The organism is Marisediminicola senii, assembly GCF_011057645.1.
GTDB lineage: Bacteria > Actinomycetota > Actinomycetes > Actinomycetales > Microbacteriaceae > Marisediminicola > Marisediminicola senii.
Genome location: NZ_JAALGE010000038.1, coordinates 1 through 17,974, shown reverse-complemented (window position 1 = coordinate 17,974; position 17,974 = coordinate 1). Strand labels below are relative to the sequence as shown.

The window sequence follows — 17,974 nt, the reverse complement described above, 5'->3', positions numbered from 1 at the left end:
AACGGCACCGCGTGATCACGATTTCGTCGCGCCACTTGCGAGTTTTCGTTCCGCGGCCATAGTATTCCCCCACGAGTTGAAACGATTCATACTCGGTGAGGGCTCGATGTCGAGCACGGGAGTCAATGGTGACAAATACGGCCACGGCGGGCATCCGCCCGGTTCTGGAGCTTCATCACGCGGTCAAGACGTTCGGTCCCGTGGTTGCGCTGGCTGACGGCACTATCGAGGTCCGCCCTGGCGAGATCCACGCCCTTGTCGGCGAGAACGGTGCGGGAAAGTCCACCCTGATCAAGGTGCTCGCGGGCGTGCATCAACCTGATTCCGGCGACTTCCGACTGAACGGCGAACCCGTCGCGTTCCGCTCCCCCGCTGACAGCAAGGCTGCCGGTGTCTCGGTGATCTATCAGGAGCCGACCCTGTTCCCCGACCTCACCGTGGCGGAGAACATCTTCATCGGACGCCAACCCCGGGGTCGCGGCGGAATGATCAGCCGCCAGGCCATGCGGGCGCAGGCACGCGAACTGTTCTCGACCCTCGGCGTGCCGATCGACCCCGACCGCATCGCCGAGGGGCTCTCGATAGCCGACCAGCAGATCATCGAAATCGCCAAGGCCATCTCCCTCGACGCCCGCGTGCTCATCATGGACGAACCGACGGCGGCACTCAGCGGCGTCGAGGTGGAGCGCCTGTTCGGAGTTGCGCGATCTTTGCGCGATGGCGGTGCGGGCATCCTGTTCATCTCCCACCGGTTCGACGAGGTATTCGGCCTCTCCGACCGCATCACCGTGATGCGAGACGGGGCATTCATCGCCACTCATGACACAACATCGGTCACTATCGACCGCATTGTTCGCGAGATGGTCGGACGCGACATCAGCGCCCTGTTCCCTAAAGCGGAGGCGACGATCGGCGACACCGTTCTCGAGGTGTCGGGTCTCGGTCGCGCTGGGGTCTTTCACGACGTGTCATTCACGGTGCGCGCAGGAGAGATCGTCGGCCTGGCTGGCCTGGTGGGAGCGGGACGCACCGAGGTCGCCCGAGCGATCTTCGGTATCGACCGCTACGACGCCGGCAGTGTGACCCTCGGTGGCGCCCCGCTCAAGCCGCACGACCCGCAGGCCTCGATTGCTGCGGGCATCGGACTGGTGCCCGAGGACCGACGCAAGCAGGGCCTGGTCATGGAACTGTCGGTAACACGAAACGCGACCCTGACGCTCCGCAGCTCCCTTGCACGCTTCGGAATCATCGACGGTGGGCGAGAACGCCGCACCGGCGCGGACTGGTCGTCGCGACTGCAGGTCAAGACGGCGTCCCCCGACCTCCCGGTCTCGACGCTCTCCGGCGGCAACCAGCAGAAGGTCGTCCTCGCGAAGTGGCTCGCGACAGACCCCACCCTGCTCATCGTCGACGAGCCGACCCGCGGAATCGACGTCGGCACGAAGGCAGAGGTTCATCGCCTCATCTCCGATCTCGCAGTGCGCGGCATCGCGGTACTCATGATCAGCTCTGAGCTGCCCGAAGTGCTCGGCATGGCAGACCGAGTGCTGGTGATGCGAGAGGGACGCCTCACCGCGACCATCGATCGCGCCGACGCGACGGCAGAGAGCGTCATGTTCGCAGCCACCCACACGACAGGAAGCGCCGCATGACGAACGTGAAGACGTCACCGTCGTCCTCCAGCAGCACTCCACCACCCACCGCCGCGCAGGCGTCGATCGGACGCTCCGCGCTCTCGAAAGTGATGCGGTCTCGCGAGGTTCCGGTGGCAAGCGCCCTCATTGTGCTCGTCGTGGTGACGACCGCGGTCAATCCACTGTTTCTCACCCCGCAAGGGGTGAAGGACCTGCTGCTGAACGCGACGATCGTGATCATCCTCGCGGTCGGCCAGGCACTCGTCATCATCACCCGCAACGTCGATCTCTCCGTCGGCTCGATGCTCGGCCTCACCGCCTACCTCACGGGCACACTGTTCGCTGATATCCCCGGCATCCCCATCGCAGTCGTCTTCCTGGCCGGGATGCTGCTCGGCGGGGCACTGGGAGCACTAAACGGTCTACTCGTGACGATTGCGAAAGTACCGGCACTCGTCATCACCCTCGGCACTCTCTACATCTACCGCGGCGTCAACAACGCGTGGGCGGGTGGCACCCAGTACTTCGCGGGCGACCGGCCACGGGGATTCTCCAACCTGTCTACCCAGACCGTTGTCGGGTTTCCCCTCATCACATTGCTGGCCGTGGTCGTCGTCATCGGCGTCGCGATCGTGCTCGCGTACACCCGCACCGGACGCGACCTCTACGCCATCGGATCGGATCCGGAAGCGGCCCGGCTCTTCGGAATCCCGGTCACCCGGCGGGTACTCGGGGCATTCATCGCCAGCGGCATCCTCGCCGGCCTCGCCGGGGTGCTCTACGCATCGCGGTACAACGCCGTCGGTGCGACAACCGGCACCGGCCTCGAACTCGACGTCGTCGCCGCAGCCGTCGTCGGCGGAGTGGCGATCTTCGGAGGGAGCGGCACTGTGGTCGGGGCCGCAATCGGCGCGCTCCTGCTCACCACAATCACCAGCGCACTCACGGCACTGCGGGTCGACAAGTTCTGGCAGCAGGCCATCGTCGGCGTGCTCATCCTCTCGGCCATCACCATCGACCGAATAGTGAGCCTGTACCGGGCACGGCAACTACGAATGAGCGAGGCGCGCGATGTCTGAGCCCACCACATCTGAGCCCACCACGATCGACCGTGACCGCGAACCCGCGTCAGGAACCCCGGCGACCACCGCCGTCGCCCGGCCGGTGCGCGCTCGCCCCCGCTGGACCCGGCTCGTGCTCTCGCGCGACGCCGGTGTCTTCTACGCCCTCGTCGCCGTCATCATCTACGCGTACACCCAGGTTCCATATTTCGCGTCGACGCAGACCGTCGGCTTCCTGCTACTCGACATCATTCCCATCCTGCTCATCGCCATGCCCATGGCGCTGGTCATCATCACGGGCGAGATCGACCTGTCGGTTGCGAGCACGGTCGGCCTCACCAGCGCCATCATGGGCGTACTGTTCGCGGCCGGGGTACCCATAGCCCTGGTGTTCGTCATCTGCCTCGCCCTGGGAATCGTGCTTGGCGCGTTCAACGGGCTGCTGGTGACCGTGCTCGGGCTCCCCTCCCTCGCCGTGACCATCGGCACACTCGCCCTGTACCGCGGGTTCGCGCTCGTCGTCATTGGCGATAACGCCATTGCCAACTTTCCCCCCGAGCTCACCAGCTTCGCGACGTCGAAGATCGGCGCGACCGGTATTCCGGTCGTCATGGTCGTCGTGCTCGCCGTGGCCGTGTTCTTCGGGGTCCTGCTGCACCTCACACCCTTCGGCCGGTCACTGTTCGCACTCGGCTACAGCACGGAGGCGGCATCGTTCGTCGGCATCAAGGTGGCACGCGCCAAGTTCTGGCTGTTTGTCTCGACGGGCTTCATCTCGTCGCTCGTGGGTATCTTCTGGACCCTGCGTTATTCGAGTGCTCGCAGCGATAACGCCACCGGAATCGAACTCGCGGTCATCGCCGCCGTACTGCTCGGCGGCGTGTCGATCTTCGGTGGCAAGGGTTCGATCCCCGGCGTGGTCTGCGGCGTGCTGCTGATCGGCACCATCAACTACACGTTGCGGCTCGCGCGCGTGTCGGACGTCGTACTCAGCATCGTCACCGGAGCGCTGCTGGTGGCATCCGTCATCACTCCGAGCATCGTCGACTGGGCCAGGGCGCGAACCCATGCCCGGCGAGCGGCCGCCCATACGCCTCAGAAGGCACCCGCCTCCTGATCCACCCATCGACACGGCGCATCACCCGACACCTGGCACCAGGTGAGGTCCATCAGAAAGGGAAAACAATGAAGTTCCTCCGCCCCACAGAAGCTCGAGGGTCCGCGCACAGCGTGCGACGCCTCGTGAGCTTCGCCGCAATCGCGGCAACGTTCGCTCTCGTCGCCACCGGATGTGCCGCCGAGACCCCTGGCGACAGCGGCGGAGGCGGCGACGCGGCCGACGACTCGCTCAGTATCGCGTTCCTGCCGAAGCAACTGAACAACCCATACACCGACGTCGTGCTCAGCGGCGGCGAGATGGGCACCGAAGAGATCGGCGGCACCTACGAGGTCGTCGGCCCCCTCGAAGCCAGTGCGTCGTCGCAGGTGAGCTTCATCAACACGCTCACCCAGCAGGGCGCAGATGTCATCGTGATTGCCGCGAACGACCCTGACGCCGTCGGCCCCGCACTGCAGGAGGCCCGCGACGGCGGCGCCAAGATCGTGGCATTCGACTCCGACACCAACCCCGATTACCGCGACGTCTTTATCTCGCAGGTCGTCTCGAAGGATGTCGCGCTGATCCAGGTGGAGCAGATCGCCGAGCAGATCGGCGGATCCGGTGAGATCGCCATCCTGTCGGCGACCGCCAACGCGACCAACCAGAACGAGTGGATCTCCTTCATCGAGGAGGAACTCGCCAGCAACCCCGAGTACGCCGACATCGACCTCGTCGCGAAGGTGTATGGCGACGATGACGATGCCAAGTCGTTCCAGGAGGCCCAGGGACTCGTCTCGGCTTACCCGAACCTCAAGGGAATCATCTCACCCACCACGGTGGGGATCGCCGCAACCGCGCGATACCTCTCCACGTCGGAATACAAGGGTCAGATCGCGCTTGTCGGCCTCGGGCTTCCCAATGAAATGCGGGAGTTCGTGAAGGACGGCACGGTCCAGGAATTCGCCCTCTGGGACCCGGCACAGCTCGGTTACGTGGCCGCGTACGCGGGCCAGGCACTCGCAGACGGCACCATCACCGGCGCCGTGGGTGACACATTCGAAGCCGGAGACCTCGGGGAGAAGGAGGTCGGTGAGGGCGGCATCGTCATCGTCGGCCCGCCCACCGAGTTCAACGCCGACAACATCGACGACTACGACTTCTAACTGGTCCCCGCGGGTGGGGGATTGGCCACCGCGCCACTCCCCCACCCGCCAACCGAAAGGCCCGTGATGCAACGGATCTCCTTCCTCCTCAGGGTGCGACGCGACAAGCTCGCCGACTACCGCGAAGCACACGCCGCGGTGTGGCCCGACATGCTGTGTGCGCTCAAGGACTCCGGGTGGAATAACTATTCCCTGTTCCTCGGCGATGATGGCGTGCTCGTGGGCTACCTCGAGACCGAGGACTTCGACGCGGCCCAGCGCGCAATGGCCGAGACCGAGGTGAACGCACGGTGGCAGGCGGCCATGGCCGACTATTTCGTGGCACTCGATGGCACCCGACCCGACGAGGCGATGCGGCCGCTTACCGAGATCTTCCACCTCGAGGACCAGCTCGGGGACCGGGCATGACGACCGCCACCGATCTCCTCCCGCCGGCTCACCGGCGTCGCCCGCGAGTCGGCCTCGTCGCTGGAGGCCTGGCTGCATACTGGCCGCAGTTTCCCGCGCTCCTCCCCCAGCTGCAGCAATCCGCTCGCTACGTCTCCGACCGGTTGACTGCCCTCGACGCAGACGTCGTCGACGCCGGCTTCGTCTCCGACGCGAACGACGCCACCACCGCCGCCGAGACACTGCGTGTCGGCGACTGCGACCTCATCGTCATGTTCCTCACTACCTACCTCACATCGTCGATGGTGCTCCCCATCGCACAGCGCACCAAAACGCCGGTGCTCGTGATCAACCTGCAGCCCACCGAATCGATGGACCATGCGACTTTCGGCACCGGTGAATGGCTCGCCTACTGCGGCCAGTGCGCGGTCCCTGAAGTCGCCAATGTCTTTCGGCGGGCGGGGCTCGAATTCCGTTCCGTCACGGGATACCTGCATGACGAGGGCGCATGGGCGCGCATCACCCAATGGGTCACCGCTGCGGCCGTTCGTGCGACGCTTCGGTCGGCGCGAAGCGGGCTCATGGGGCACCTCTACCCGGGAATGTTGGATGTCTCGACCGACCTCACCCTGGTGTCGACCCAGTTCGGCACCCACGTCGAGGTACTCGAGTTCGACGACCTCCGGGTGAGAGTTGACGACGTCGCCGACTCGCAGGTCGTCGAGCGCGTCGCACTCGCCAGGCGGCTCTTCACCCTCGACGAGACCGTCGATGCCGACGACCTGGCCTGGGCCGCAACCGTCTCGGTGGCGCTCGACCGGCTGGTCGACGACTTCGAGCTCGATTCCCTCGCCTACTACCACCGCGGGCTCGGCGGCGAGATGCACGAGCGCATCGGTGCGGGCATGATCCTCGGTGCATCCATCCAAACCGCCCGCGGAGTACCGATGGCCGGGGAATACGAACTGCGCACGTCGCTCGCCATGCTCGCCTCCCAGGCCATGGGTGCGGGCGGATCCTTCACCGAGATCCAGGCCATCAACTTCACCGACAACGTCGTAGAGATGGGCCACGACGGCCCAGCGCACCTCGCCGTCAGTGCCCGCAAACCACTGCTCCGCGGCCTCGGCGTGTTCCACGGCAAGCGGGGATTCGGTGTGAGCGTCGAGTTCGACGTCACCCCGGGACCCGTCACCACCTTCGCCATCGGGCAAGACCTCGACGGCCGATACAGCTTCATCGCGTCCGAGGGCGAGGTCGTTCCCGGCCCCCTCCTGGCCATCGGCAACACGACGTCGAGGGTCGATTTCGGCATGCCGCCCGGCGAGTGGGTCGACGTCTGGAGCACCACCGGAACCGGCCACCACTGGGCACTGTCGATCGGGCACCGGGCGGCCGACATCCGCGCCGCCGCGAGCCTCCTGGGCATCGACTACCGCGAGGTGTGAGGTGATGACACGAGCACGGCACTCTCCACCACCCGATTGTGAAACGATTCATTGCAGCGTTGCGCGAGGTCAGTTCTCGTTCGACAGAGAGTTCAGGAACCCATGACCACCACTGACTTCGCCGCCATCACGCCGACCCTCGAGAGGCAGGCCATCGAGTTGCCGTCATGGGCGTTCGGTAATTCGGGCACGCGCTTTCGGGTGTTCACCACTCCGGGCACCCCGCGCACGCCACAGGAGAAGATCGCCGACGCGGCCCAGGTGAATAGGGTCACCGGGCTGGCGCCGACTGTCGCCCTGCACATTCCGTGGGACCGGGTCGACGACTACGCGGCCCTGCGCGCCTTCGCCATCGACCACGGAGTCGACCTCGGCACGATCAACTCCAACACCTTCCAGGACGAGGAATACAAGTTCGGCAGCCTCGCCTCCACCGATCCGGCGGTGCGCCGCCGCGCGATCGACCACCACTTCGACTGCATCGACGTGATGAATGAGACCGGCTCGCGCGACCTCAAGATCTGGCTCGCCGACGGCACCAACTACCCGGGCCAGGACGACATCCGCCGCCGCCAGGACCACCTGGCGGAGTCGCTGGCAACCATCTACGAGCGGCTCGGCACCGACCAGCGCGTAGTGCTGGAGTACAAGTTCTTCGAGCCGAGTTTCTACCACATGGACGTTCCCGACTGGGGTACCTCCTATGTGCAGGTGGCCGCCCTCGGCGAGCGCGCACTCGTCTGCCTCGACACCGGACACCACGCCCCCGGCACCAACATCGAGTTCATCGTGGCGCAGTTGCTGCGCCTGAAGAAGCTCGGCTCGTTCGACTTCAATTCGCGCTTCTACGCCGATGACGACCTCATCGTGGGTGCGGCCGACCCGTTCCAGTTGTTCCGCATCATCGCCGAGGTCATCCGCGGTGGCGGGATGGCGGAGGACTCGACGGTCGCGTTCATGCTCGACCAGTGCCACAACATCGAGGCCAAGATTCCCGGGCAGATCCGCTCCGTGCTCAACGTGCAGGAGATGACCGCGCGGGCGTTGCTGATCGACCGGGCCGCACTCGATGCGGCGCAGGAGGCGAACGACGTGCTCGGCGCCAACGCGGTCTACATGGATGCGTTCTACACCGATGTGCGTCCGTTGCTCGCCGACTCGCGCGAGAGCCGCGGCCTGCCCGCCGATCCGATGACGGCGTTCGCGGCGAGCGGGTACCAGGCCGCCACAACCGAGGAGCGCGTCGGCGGCACCCAGGCTGGCTGGGGAGCATGACTCCTTCGCGTACCGCCGCGCCCCACGCATCCATACCCACTGAGACACCCACAGTCACACCCATCGTCACGCCCACCTGGAGCATCCGACCATGACCAACCCCACCGCTGCCGAGCTCATCGCCCGCTCCAACCGCCTGGGCGCCGATCCCCGCAACACCAACTTCGCGGGAGGCAACACCTCGGCGAAGGGCACAGACGTCGACCCGGTGACCGGGGAGCCCGTCGACCTGCTCTGGGTGAAGGGGTCCGGTGGCGACCTCGGCACCCTCGCCGAGGCCGGGCTCGCGGTGCTCCGGCTCGACCGGCTGCGCGCGCTGTCTGGGGTCTACCCCGGCGTGGACCGCGAAGACGAGATGGTCGCGGCGTTCGACTACACGCTGCACGGCAAGGGCGGTGCGGCGCCGTCGATCGACACCGCGATGCACGGGTTGGTCGACGCGGCCCACGTCGACCACCTGCATCCCGATGCCGGCATCGCCATCGCGACGGCGGCCGACGGCGAACAGCTCACCGCGCGCGCCTTCGGCGAGAAAGTCGTGTGGGTTCCGTGGCGTCGCCCCGGGTGGCAGCTCGGGGAAGACATCGCGGCGATCAAGACCGCGAACCCCGCAGCGATCGGGTGCATCCTCGGCGGGCACGGCATCACCGCGTGGGGCGACACCAGCGACGAGGCCGAGGCGAACTCCACGTGGATCATCGAGGGCGCGACGGCGTTCATCGCCGAGCACGGCCGGCCCGACCCATTCGGTGCCCCGCTCGACGGGTTCGCGGCCCTCCCCGAGACACAACGCCGCGCCAAGGCCGCTGCGCTCGCGGCGACGATCCGCGGGCTGGTCTCCACCGACCGGCCGATGGTCGGGCACTTCACCGAGGATGCCGTGGTCACCGACTTCCTCGCGTCGTCCGAGCACCCGAGGCTCGCCGCGCTGGGCACGAGCTGCCCCGACCACTTCTTGCGCACGAAGGTGAAGCCCCTCGTGCTCGACCTGCCGGCGGACGCCACGGTGCAGCAGTCCATCGACCGGCTCACCACCTTGCACACCGAGTACCGCGCCGACTATCAGGCGTACTACGACCGGTACGCGACGACCGCCTCCCCCGCCATCCGCGGCGCCGACCCCGCCATCGTGCTGGTACCCGGCGTCGGCATGTTCTCCTACGGCCCCAACAAGCAGACCGCGCGCGTCGCGGGCGAGTTCTATGTCAACGCGATCAACGTGATGCGCGGCGCCGAAGCGCTCTCCACCTATGCGCCGATCAGCGACGAAGAGAAGTTCGGCATTGAGTACTGGGCGCTGGAGGAGGCGAAGCTGCAGCGGATGCCGAAGCCCAAGCCCCTCGCCGGCCGCATCGCGCTCGTCACCGGCGCAGCATCCGGCATCGGCAAGGCCATCGCCACCCGGCTCGCCGCCGAGGGCGCCTGCGTCGTGATCGCCGACCTCGACCTCGCCAAGGCGCAGGCGGCGGCGTCCGAGATCGGCGGCCCCGATGTCGCCGTGGGCGTCGAAGCGAATGTGGTGGACGAGACGGCGGTGCAGGCATCCATCGACGCCGCCCTGCTCGCTTTCGGAGGCCTCGACCTCGTCGTGAACAACGCCGGGCTGTCGCTGTCGAAGTCGCTGCTCGAGACGACTGTGGCCGACTGGGACCTCCAGCACGATGTGATGGCCAAGGGATCCTTCCTGGTCTCCCGCGCCGCGGCGCGCGTGCTCATCGACCAGAAACTCGGCGGCGACATCATCTACATCTCGAGCAAGAACTCGGTGTTCGCCGGGCCAAACAACATCGCCTATTCCGCGACCAAGGCCGACCAAGCCCACCAGGTGCGCTTGCTCGCCGCCGAGCTCGGCGAGCACGGGGTCAAGGTGAACGGCATCAATCCAGACGGTGTCGTGCGCGGCTCCGGCATTTTCGCCGGCGGCTGGGGTGCGAAGCGGGCCGCGGTCTACGGCGTGCCAGAAGAAGATCTGGGCAAGTACTACGCCCAGCGCACGCTGCTCAAGCGCGAGGTGCTGCCCGAGAACGTGGCGAACGCGGTGTTCGTGCTGTGCACGAGCGACCTGTCGCACACCACCGGGCTGCACATCCCGGTGGATGCCGGTGTCGCTGCCGCGTTCCTGCGATGACCGAGGCGGCGGGGGCCTCCGAGGGCGCGGGCGCGTCACCCGGAGTGGTCGCCGCGGTCGACCTCGGCGCGACGAGCGGCCGCGTCATCCTCGGGTACGTCACCCCGCACGCCATCACGCTCCGGCACATCGCACGGTTTCCGAACACCCCGGTGCGCACCGCCGACGGCCTGCACTGGAACATCCTCGAGCTCTACCGCAACGTGCTCGCGGGCCTCGGTGTCGCGGCCCGCGACGAGCCAGGTCTCTCCAGCATCGGCATCGACTCCTGGGCGGTCGACTACGCGCTCATGCGCGGGGGACGGATGCTGGGCACGCCCTACCACTACCGGGACGGGCGCACGGCGAGCGCGGTGGAGCGCACGCACTCCCTCGTGCCGCGTGACGAGCTCTCCGCCGCGAGCGGCCTGCAGCACCTGCCGTTCAACACCGCATTCCAGTTCGTCGCCGACCAGGCCGCCGGCATGCTCGACCTCGCCGACACCGCGCTGCTCATCCCCGACCTCATTGCGTTCTGGCTCACGGGAGTCGCGGTCGCCGAACGCACGAACGCGTCGACGACCGGGCTGCTCGACGTGCGCACCCGCGAGTGGAACGACCAGCTCATCGCGCGCCTTGGCCTGGCCCGCGGCATCCTGCCCCCGCTCGTCGACGCCGGAAACACCATCGGGCCGGTTTCGGGCCAGGTGCGAAACGACCTCGGCATCGATGCCACCCGCCCACTCGACGTGATCGCCGTCGGGTCGCACGACACCGCGTCGGCCGTGGTCGCCGTTCCCGCGACGACCGAGCACTTCGCCTACATCTCGTGCGGCACCTGGGGGCTCGTCGGGGTCGAACTCGACTCGCCCGTGCTGACTCCCGACGCCGCCGCCGCGAACTTCACTAACGAGGGTGGGGTCGACGGCCGCATCAGGTTCCTGCACAACGTGATGGGGCTCTGGTTGCTCAGCGAGTCGGTGCGCCACTGGGAACGCGACGGGCCTGCCGTCGATTTACACGCTTTGCTGGATGCTGCCGCCGCCGTGACCACGCCGGTGACCGTGTTCGACGCCGACGACCCGCGGCTGCTGCCCCCCGGAGACATGCCGTCACGCATCTCGGAGCTCTGCCGCGAGCGGGGAGGACGGGTGCCCGCATCCCCCGCCGAATTCGTGCGCAGCATCATCGACAGCCTGGCGGCCGCGTTCGCCGGCACCGTTGCTGCCGCGAGCACCCTTGCCAACAAGCGCGTCGACATCATCCACATCGTCGGCGGAGGGTCTCAGAATGCGCTGCTGTGCCAGGCCATCGCCGATCGCTCCGGGCTCCCGGTGCTCGCCGGCCCGGTCGAGGCGACGGCCATCGGCAATGTGCTCGTGCAGGCGCGGGCGCGCGGGTTCATCATGGGCGACCTCGAAGCCCTGCGGGCGCTGGTGACTCGGTCGATGCCTCCCCGTACGTACCGGCCCCGCATTCGCTGACGCAGCCACGGCAGGACTCAACCCCCGCAAATGACACAGGGGACGTGCCACGACGGTTCGTCGTGGCACGTCCCCTGTGCGGAGTCAGTCCAGCGCGGAGTCAGTCCAGCGCGGCGTTAGCTAGCGATACGACGACGGGCGCCGAACACCAGAGCGGTACCGGTCAGCGCGAGGAGCGCTCCGAGACCGACGAACGCCGAGACATCGTCGCTACCCGTCGAAGCAAGTGCGGACGGCCGCGTGGTGGGGTTCACCGTGACGGGAGTGGCTCCACCGGCGCCCGGCGTTCCCGCGGGGGCCGTCGGCGCGGCGGCGGCTTCAAGGGTGAAGGTCACCGGCTCAGACGGTTCCGAAATCTCGCTCGCGTCGGTCGGGGCCTCGGTAGCCGACTGGATGGCGACGGCGGCATACTCACCGGGCTCGAGGGCAAGAGTCACGCTCCAGGTTCCGTCCGCTCCGACCGGGATCGGGTCGGCAGGGTTCTCCGGGGCGGCGGCAGGAGTGAGGGGCTGCTCGGTCGCGAGGTCCGCGAGGAGGTCGGTCGGCGCAACCACCAGGCCGATGAAGGCCTCCAGGGTGCCGGTTCCCTCGAAGGTGACCTGGTCGCCCGTGACGACCTCACCCTCGGTCGGGCTGGTGATGGTCGGGGCATCCAGGGTGATGGGCTCGACAGGTGCAGCGGCGGGCAGGGTGAAGGTGACCGTGGCGTTGCCTCGGCCGGCTCCGCCGGTGACCTGGTTGACGTTCACGGTCTGGCTCACCACAGCATCAGCGGCGTAGGTACCCGTCGTCGACCAGGCGCCGTCCACGACCACAGCAGCGGTGGTTCCGGTGACCCGGTTGCCATCGGTGTCGAGCACGTTCACGGTCGAACCGTTCGTACCGGTACCGGTGAAGGTCACCGTGCGAGAGTCAACGGTCTGCCCATTGGTCGGGCTCGTCACCGAGAAGTTCGACACAGGTACAGCGGCAGGCAGAGTGAAGGTGACCGTGGCGTTGCCTCGGCCGGCTCCACCGGTGACCTGGTTGACGTTCACGGTCTGGCTCACCACAGCATCAGCGGCGTAGGTACCCGTCGTCGACCAGGCGCCGTCCACGACCACAGCAGCGGTGGTTCCGGTGACCCGGTTGCCATCGGTGTCGAGCACGTTCACGGTCGAACCGTTCGTACCGATACCGGTGAAGGTCACCGTGCGAGAGTCAACGGTCTGCCCATTGGTCGGGCTCGTCACCGAGAAGACCGGGGCCACCTCTGGGAGGGAGAAATTGAGCGTGACCTGTGGGATGCCGCTGGCACCGTAGATGCCGCCGACCCGCACGGTCTGAGCGGTGCTGGCGTCGGATGCATAAGCCGGGAGGGTCACCGTGTATGGCGTCGGCTCACCCAACGAGCCACCGGGGTTGGTGCGCTCGAGTTCGGTCGTTCCATCTGCTGCGTAGACGATGACGGTCGAACCGCCGTAAACGGAACCGGTGATGGTGACGGTTCGGGAATCGACGGTCGACCCCTCGACCGGTGAGGTGATCGTCAGACCGGCGGGCGCGGCCGATGCGGACGTCGTGGCGACGGCGACACCTCCGAGGGCCAGCGCGAGGGCAGCAGGCACGGCGAGAGCCCGCCTCCAGAAAGTGTGTCGAGGCACAAGGAATCCTTTGTATGAGAACGGACACAGTCGCCGTTCGCAGACCCCGGTGCTCACACCATCGAAAGCGTCGTCCAGACCGGCAGAACGGCATCCGCCGCGGAAATTGCGGAAAACGCAATATTCCTCACGCTATCAATCTGCTGTGAGTGGCGATAGCTACCGGCATCCCCCACAACGAGGGGCGGGCCGTCTCGCCGAGTCCGCGCTTTACAACAGCAGAAGGAAAGTGAGGCTGTTTCGCGGTGTCTGACTGATGGTCCCGCCGGACCGGTGACACGAATAGCGAGGCGCCCGTTACGAGAATTCCCCGTCGATGTCATCCCAATAGATCGCATGCACGTTGCCGTTCTCGGCCCCGTCGGAGTCCGCTTCTGGCAGGAGCCGCTCGCGAAAAATCATGGGCAGTCCGGGCGACACGAGCACGCTCACCTCCTCAGCATCGATGCTGGGAATGCGGACTATCCCGCCGCCGCGAAGCACCGTGTCGGTGAGTGAATCCTGCAGGGCGGGAAGATCGACGTCCGACGGCAGGGTAAAAACGTGCGTACCGATGACGACCGTGTGGAGTTTCATGTGCGCGGTGGCCCCCTCATCTGATCCCGCGATATTCCGCAACATAACGGGATGCCCAGGGTTTGGCGAACTCGGTCGAATCTCTACCTGACGGGCGATGCTAATCACCGTACGCGAGTGTCACGCATACTGAGAGGACCTTGACAGGCGTTCCCCGTGGGCTTATCTGCACGATTATTGGAGTTCTCGCATGGGCAAATTGATCTACGGAGCAGCACGGTTCGAAGTGTCTTTCGACGACCGAGTGCTTGCCCATCTGCAGATTGTGATGACGGCGAAACTCCGCCGTACCGAGGCCTTCATCCTCTCCTGGACCAATCCATCCAGTACGGGGGGCGGCCGGCAACTGGTGTGGGTAACCCCATATACCGACCTGCACTATGCGTTCTCGGGTAACAGCGTCCCGACGATCAACCGCGAATGGCTTCAGGATCTGGCCGCCGTGGCGAATACCGCACATGGTCTCTTCGTCACCGAAGAGGGCGAAGTCGAGCCCTTGCCGGATCCTTCGGAGTAGCGTCCGCGCGATCTGTTGTGGGTCAGGGACTGATCAAGGACGCAATCAGCGACAAGTAAACCGCCTTGCGCGCTGCGGGCCAAGACCGTGGGCGGGCCGCCGATGGGTATGGGGCCGTTGTGCCTCCGGTGACTTATGGTGGACGGAACCTTGGGGGGGAACATCCGTATGGCATGCAGTGGCTGCACGACGTCGCCGAAACTCGACTTCGATTTCAGCATGGCCTTTCAGCCGATCTACGACGCTGTCGAGAACCGTGTCTGGGGCTATGAGGCGCTGGTTCGAGGCTTGTCCGGCGAAGGTGCCTTTCAGGTCCTGTCGCGCATCTCGCCGGAGCAGAAGTATCGCTTCGACCAGGACTGTCGGGTGAAAGCCATCGAGTTGGCGTCCCGCCTATATCCGGCGGGCGAGAATCTGATGCTGTCGATCAACTTCATGCCGAACGCGGTCTACGAGCCGGCTGCCTGCCTCAGAGCGACGCTGCACGCCGCCAGCCGGTACGACTTTCCGACCTCGTCGATCATGTTCGAGTTCACCGAGAATGAGGAAGTCACCGACACCGCTCACCTCACGAACATCATCACGGAGTACCGCAAGCAGGGATTCACGACCGCCGTCGACGACTTCGGCGCCGGTCACGCCGGACTGGGTCTCCTGGTCGATTTCCAACCCGATCTCATGAAGATCGATATGAAGCTCGTCCGCGGGGTCGATTCCAGTCCGGCTCGCCAGGCAGTCATCACCGGAATCCTGGGCATTGCCGATGAGCTGGGCATCACGGTGCTCGCGGAGGGCATCGAGACCGAAGAAGAGTTCCTCTTCCTCAAAGCAGCTGGTATTCGCCTGTTCCAGGGATATTGGTTTGCCAAGCCGGCCTTCGAAGAGCTCCCGCAGGTTCATCTCGTCGCTGCCTAGGTGGTCCGAGTGAGCAGCGGCAGCGCCTGATCCTGACCTGTAGACCGTTGGGCAGGTTGACATTTGTCTCTGCTGCCGAGACACTCGGTCACCTAAGCATCAAATGGAAGGTGGGTCGTGAAAGCGCGCGGAAAGTACACCTGGATCCATGCCGCGGCGCTGGGGATCGTCGCCAATATCGCGAGCGCCGTCCCCGCCGGCTATAACGGCGACGAGACCTATTACGAGCGCCTTCGTACGCCCCCTGGTTCTCCTCCAGGATGGCTGTTCGCCCCAGCCTGGGCGGTCAATAACGTCCTGACACTGTGGAGTAATCTGCGCATCGCCAATACCGCGCCCAGCACCCCGGGACGCCGGGAGGCGCTGGTGTCGGAAGGAGTCAGCTGGGTTCTGTTCGCCGCATTCTCAGGCCTCTACTTCGGATTACGCAGCCCGGTGCTGGGGGCGGTCGACACGGTCGCGGGACTTGCCACCACCATCCATGGCGTCCGCGCAACCGGGAGAATCGACCGTGCGGCGGGATGGGCACTCGTGCCCCGGTTAATCTGGCTCGCCTATGCCTCGTACGTCTCCGTAGGCACCGCCGCGAAGAGCAAAGACGACGTCTTCGACCGGCTGTCGAAGCGGAAGTAACTCTTGGGTGGGCGCGTCGCCTTAACTGCCTACCCGGCAGCGGAGAAACGACCCCGAGAACCCACATCTATGACCGCAGAGGCAGCGGTTCTTGCAACGGCTGATGGGGATTCACCTGGTCGACTGAGATGACGTCGGGTGGCGCGTTCCGTCAGCACAGCCAGATAGTCCTTCACTGGGCTGTCCGCCAAAGCCAGGAATTCACGTCGAGCAACCTGCTCGATCATGGCGCGCGGTACGTCCGGGTGCTTTGCGGTCAATCTCTCGACGACCTGGCGGACGGTGTCCTCATCGCTCATCTTCGTGGTCATCGCCCGAGTGTCTATCCCTTCCAGGGCACCGGTCAATTAGCATCGATAGGAATTGCATGCATTCGAATGACTTGCTTCACGACTGACCACGCAGGCCGCACAAGGCTGGCCGCGAGGCGAGGCCGTCACCCTCCGGTGCCGACGAGCGGGGTGGGGCGATAGCTCAATACCAGCGTGCGACCGTCGAAGGTCTGACTGTCAAGGAGTTCGAGGTCGTAATCCCCCAGCCCCGCGTAGATCGGGCTGGTCCCCGTCCGGCCCGTGATGACGGGAAACACGGTGACCTCGATGCGGTCGACGAGGCCCGCGGCGAGGAGCGACCAGTTGAGCGACAGGCTGGCTTGGGACCGAAGCGGCAGATCGGAGCTTCTCTTGAGCCGACGGATGATGTCCACGGCGTCGCCGCGTTCGATCGTGGCGTTCGGCCACCCGACAGTGTCGGTGAGGGAGGAGGAAATGACGGTCGCGGGCATCTGCAGCAGGCGCACGTTCCACTCATCCAGGGCGTTCGGATCGAGCCCGGCCGTGAATATTCCAGCCATCTCACGAAAAGTGGTCGCCCCGTAGACCATCCGTTGGGGTGTCTCGAAGCGCCGAGCACGCCACTCGAGCAGCTCGGGTCCCTGTTTCGACCAGTACCCGCCCCAGTCGACGCCGCCCGATGCGGGGTCGAATGAGCCATAACCGTCCAGCGTCGAGAAGACATCCCAGGTGTACGTCGCGGGCATATCGGGTTCTCCTTTCCCTCGCATGTCGTTCTTTCATGCGTGCCGTTGCCGGACTGGTGATGGGCAGTCCGGCGTAGCGGGTTGACTATCGACCAGCATTTCGCAACATTCAGCAGTGTCCATTCATTCTTTTCGAGGAGGCCCGGGGTGGCGACCGTCATCATGTTCCATCACATCCACGGCTTGACTCCCGGGTTGCGTCGGCTCGCCGACACCATCCGAGCGGCAGGGCACGACACGCACACCCCTGATCTCTACGACGGTCGCGTGTTCGACACGATCGACGAGGGCGCAGCGTTTCGCCGATCGGGCGCCGTCGACGTGGACGCCCGCGCACGCGAAGAAGTCGAGCGACTGCCGCAAGATGTGGTCTACATCGGGGTGTCCTCGGGCGTGATGCACGCGCAGCGCCTCGCCCAGACCAGGCCTGGCGCGCGAGGCGCCGTGCTGATCGAGTCCGCCATCCCGATCACCGGCGAATGGGCGTTCGGCCCCTGGCCCGACGGTGTGCCCGTACAGATCCACGGAGCAGACGCAGACGAGTTCTTCGTCGGCGAGGGCGACATCGACGCCGCGCGCGAGATCGTCGCCACCGTGCCGGGCGCCGAGCTATTCCTCTACCCCGGGGACCGACACCCCTTCGAAGACGACTCGCTCACGTCATTCGACGCCGAAGCGACCGCACTCCTGACGCAGCGCGTGCTCGCGTTCCTCGCCCGCGTCGACACCTACACCTGACTAACGCACGCACCTGCACACGCGACTCCAGGGCACGATGGTCACCCGCGGTCCGGTAACAACGCCGCGGCGCCGACGGACGTCATCGCCTCCGTAACCGGCGGACCTCGATGCCCGACCCTTCCAGACGGGTCAAGTCCCCGGTGGTGGTGTAGCGGTGTCCTTCGGTTTGGGGGTTAGGCGCTGAGTCCGAGGGCGGGTTCGGTGGTCACCTCGGTTCCGGTGTCGGGGACGAGGGTGAGGCGGGATCTGGCG

The 17,974-nt window shown here is 66.1% G+C and carries 17 protein-coding genes; 13 read left to right on the top strand and 4 right to left on the bottom strand.

Annotated elements, in window-relative coordinates; translation table 11 throughout:
* Window positions 1-125: 125 nt before the first annotated feature.
* The 9 genes from G5S38_RS11615 to G5S38_RS11575 all read left to right on the top strand — a co-directional run bounded on the left by G5S38_RS11615 (window position 126) and on the right by G5S38_RS11575 (window position 11,658).
* Window positions 126-1,652: a sugar ABC transporter ATP-binding protein gene (locus tag G5S38_RS11615; RefSeq protein WP_165068762.1), complete on the top strand. Its 1,527-nt coding sequence runs from the start codon at window positions 126-128 to the stop codon at window positions 1,650-1,652.
* Window positions 1,649-2,713: an ABC transporter permease gene (locus G5S38_RS11610; protein WP_165068759.1), complete on the top strand. Its 1,065-nt coding sequence runs from the start codon at window positions 1,649-1,651 to the stop codon at window positions 2,711-2,713. The genes G5S38_RS11615 and G5S38_RS11610 overlap by 4 nt, the downstream gene beginning before the upstream one ends.
* Window positions 2,706-3,812: an ABC transporter permease gene (locus G5S38_RS11605; protein ID WP_165068757.1), complete on the top strand. Its 1,107-nt coding sequence runs from the start codon at window positions 2,706-2,708 to the stop codon at window positions 3,810-3,812. The genes G5S38_RS11610 and G5S38_RS11605 overlap by 8 nt, the downstream gene beginning before the upstream one ends.
* Window positions 3,813-3,880: 68 nt before the next feature.
* Complete coding sequence (gene rhaS / locus G5S38_RS11600; protein WP_165068754.1) at window positions 3,881-4,957, top strand: rhamnose ABC transporter substrate-binding protein; 1,077 nt, start codon at window positions 3,881-3,883, stop codon at window positions 4,955-4,957.
* Between the two features lie 66 nt (window positions 4,958-5,023).
* The gene (locus G5S38_RS11595; protein ID WP_165068751.1) at window positions 5,024-5,365 is read left to right on the top strand and encodes an L-rhamnose mutarotase; all 342 of its coding nucleotides are present in this window, start codon (window positions 5,024-5,026) and stop codon (window positions 5,363-5,365) included.
* A complete protein-coding gene (locus G5S38_RS11590; protein WP_165068748.1) occupies window positions 5,362-6,792 on the top strand; it encodes an L-fucose/L-arabinose isomerase family protein in 1,431 nt (476 codons plus the stop codon). The genes G5S38_RS11595 and G5S38_RS11590 overlap by 4 nt, the downstream gene beginning before the upstream one ends.
* 102 nt (window positions 6,793-6,894) lie before the next feature.
* Window positions 6,895-8,067 (top strand): L-rhamnose isomerase, encoded by a 1,173-nt coding sequence (rhaI, locus tag G5S38_RS11585; RefSeq protein ID WP_165068746.1) that lies wholly within the window; start codon window positions 6,895-6,897, stop codon window positions 8,065-8,067.
* A gap of 91 nt (window positions 8,068-8,158) precedes the next feature.
* Window positions 8,159-10,195 (top strand): bifunctional aldolase/short-chain dehydrogenase, encoded by a 2,037-nt coding sequence (locus G5S38_RS11580; protein ID WP_165068743.1) that lies wholly within the window; start codon window positions 8,159-8,161, stop codon window positions 10,193-10,195.
* Window positions 10,192-11,658 carry a rhamnulokinase gene (locus G5S38_RS11575; RefSeq protein WP_165068740.1) on the top strand — a complete coding sequence of 489 codons (1,467 nt, stop codon included), beginning with the start codon at window positions 10,192-10,194 and terminating at the stop codon, window positions 11,656-11,658. The genes G5S38_RS11580 and G5S38_RS11575 overlap by 4 nt, the downstream gene beginning before the upstream one ends.
* 116 nt (window positions 11,659-11,774) lie before the next feature.
* On the opposite strand, the gene G5S38_RS11570 is transcribed toward G5S38_RS11575, so the two are convergent.
* Together G5S38_RS11570 and G5S38_RS11565 are read right to left on the bottom strand one after the other, a co-directional pair.
* Complete coding sequence (locus tag G5S38_RS11570; RefSeq protein ID WP_165068738.1) at window positions 11,775-13,301, bottom strand: LPXTG cell wall anchor domain-containing protein; 1,527 nt, start codon at window positions 13,299-13,301, stop codon at window positions 11,775-11,777.
* A gap of 297 nt (window positions 13,302-13,598) precedes the next feature.
* A complete protein-coding gene (locus G5S38_RS11565) occupies window positions 13,599-13,877 on the bottom strand; it encodes a hypothetical protein (protein WP_165068735.1) in 279 nt (92 codons plus the stop codon).
* 190 nt (window positions 13,878-14,067) lie between these two features.
* On the opposite strand from G5S38_RS11565, the gene G5S38_RS11560 reads away from it, so the two are divergent.
* The 3 genes from G5S38_RS11560 (at window position 14,068) to G5S38_RS11550 (ending at window position 15,942) form a co-directional block, all read left to right on the top strand.
* Complete coding sequence (locus tag G5S38_RS11560) at window positions 14,068-14,394, top strand: DUF7882 family protein (RefSeq protein WP_165068732.1); 327 nt, start codon at window positions 14,068-14,070, stop codon at window positions 14,392-14,394.
* 135 nt (window positions 14,395-14,529) lie between these two features.
* Window positions 14,530-15,309 carry an EAL domain-containing protein gene (locus G5S38_RS11555; protein WP_235929037.1) on the top strand — a complete coding sequence of 260 codons (780 nt, stop codon included), beginning with the start codon at window positions 14,530-14,532 and terminating at the stop codon, window positions 15,307-15,309.
* Window positions 15,310-15,426: 117 nt separating this feature from the next.
* Window positions 15,427-15,942 carry a TspO/MBR family protein gene (locus G5S38_RS11550; RefSeq protein WP_165068730.1) on the top strand — a complete coding sequence of 172 codons (516 nt, stop codon included), beginning with the start codon at window positions 15,427-15,429 and terminating at the stop codon, window positions 15,940-15,942.
* Window positions 15,943-15,971: 29 nt separating this feature from the next.
* On the opposite strand, the gene G5S38_RS11545 is transcribed toward G5S38_RS11550, so the two are convergent.
* Both G5S38_RS11545 and G5S38_RS11540 read right to left on the bottom strand, forming a co-directional pair.
* Window positions 15,972-16,253 (bottom strand): three-helix bundle dimerization domain-containing protein, encoded by a 282-nt coding sequence (locus G5S38_RS11545; RefSeq protein ID WP_165068728.1) that lies wholly within the window; start codon window positions 16,251-16,253, stop codon window positions 15,972-15,974.
* A gap of 125 nt (window positions 16,254-16,378) precedes the next feature.
* A complete protein-coding gene (locus tag G5S38_RS11540) occupies window positions 16,379-16,981 on the bottom strand; it encodes a dihydrofolate reductase family protein (RefSeq protein ID WP_165068726.1) in 603 nt (200 codons plus the stop codon).
* Between the two features lie 147 nt (window positions 16,982-17,128).
* Here G5S38_RS11540 and G5S38_RS11535 point away from each other — a divergent pair, with 147 nt between their 5' ends.
* Window positions 17,129-17,719 carry a dienelactone hydrolase family protein gene (locus G5S38_RS11535; RefSeq protein ID WP_165068724.1) on the top strand — a complete coding sequence of 197 codons (591 nt, stop codon included), beginning with the start codon at window positions 17,129-17,131 and terminating at the stop codon, window positions 17,717-17,719.
* The last annotated feature ends 255 nt before the right edge of the window (window positions 17,720-17,974 follow it).